This is a genomic window from Rahnella sp. P4_A8, assembly GCF_056402435.1.
The window spans coordinates 1-904 of sequence record NZ_JBFUHK010000291.1; the positions used below are offsets into that span (position 1 = coordinate 1).

At 44.9% G+C, this 904-nt stretch carries 3 protein-coding genes; 1 reads left to right on the top strand and 2 read right to left on the bottom strand.

The window, feature by feature from the left end:
- The coding region (locus AC1DUO_RS25510) for a DUF1482 family protein (protein ID WP_477989483.1) at positions 1–111 on the bottom strand (111 nt) is incomplete at its 3' end.
- Between the two features lie 201 nt (positions 112–312).
- On the opposite strand from AC1DUO_RS25510, the gene AC1DUO_RS25515 reads away from it, so the two are divergent.
- A complete protein-coding gene (locus tag AC1DUO_RS25515) occupies positions 313–558 on the top strand; it encodes a DUF2766 family protein (protein ID WP_013576204.1) in 246 nt (81 codons plus the stop codon).
- 63 nt (positions 559–621) lie between these two features.
- On the opposite strand, the gene AC1DUO_RS25520 is transcribed toward AC1DUO_RS25515, so the two are convergent.
- Positions 622–858, bottom strand: coding sequence for a YobH family protein (locus AC1DUO_RS25520; protein WP_013576203.1), 237 nt, complete (start codon positions 856–858; stop codon positions 622–624).
- Positions 859–904 lie beyond the last annotated feature (46 nt).

Genomic DNA, 904 nt, shown 5'->3' on the forward strand with positions numbered 1-904 from the left:
ACCTTGCTGATGCATCGCGACCATGCATTGTTTCTGAGTATTAAAGGCATCAACGACTAAGTCTTCACATCCTCCGCCCAGATAACAAATAGTCAAAACAAGTGCGAACATAGCGCATCTCCATTTTTGTCATCCTGTTAAGCATAGAACCATTATGCCCCTGGCAACATCCGACGCGGTGCGTTTGCTGCTTATTTGTCCGTCTTTATCGGACGAAAAAATGTGAAGTGGCAGAAAAGAGAATTTCAGGAAAGGGCGTGATATCCTCGCGGCCATAATTTTTATGAATGACCATTATGGAAGGAGCAGCTCATGTCTGAGTCTTTGAACAGAGAACAGGAAATCGAATCCGATCTGGTTGCATGCCAGCTGGTAATTAAACAAATTCTGGATGTGATTGAAATTATTGCGCCAGCAGAAGTGCGCGAGAAGATGTCTCATCAGTTGAAAAGCATTGATTTCAGCAAGCATCCTGCCGGTGCAGATCCTGTGACGAAGCGCGCTATCGAGAAAGCAATCTCACTGATCGAGCTGAAATTTACCAGGCACGACAGCTGATAAATAATTGTCATGCCTGCATCCGCGGGCATGACAATAATGTAGTGCGGTAAAATATTTGTTTTATTTGTTGTCGACCACTTCATCCACCCGCTTGAAAATCGGGCAGTTTGCAACACCGATGACGCCACTGTCAGAGTGAATATATTGCGAACTTACAATTCCTCTGGCGGTTAAGTACTGGCATTTCAGTCCCAGTCCTGCGGCATTCTCACTGCTGCCTACCGTCACGCCATAACCCGAAAAAAGAAAAATCGCGTAAATGACGGCCAGCAGGATAACGGTTTTAATTATTCCCATTCTGTAACTCCCTAAACATCTCGTCCTGAACGATTCAGGATATTGA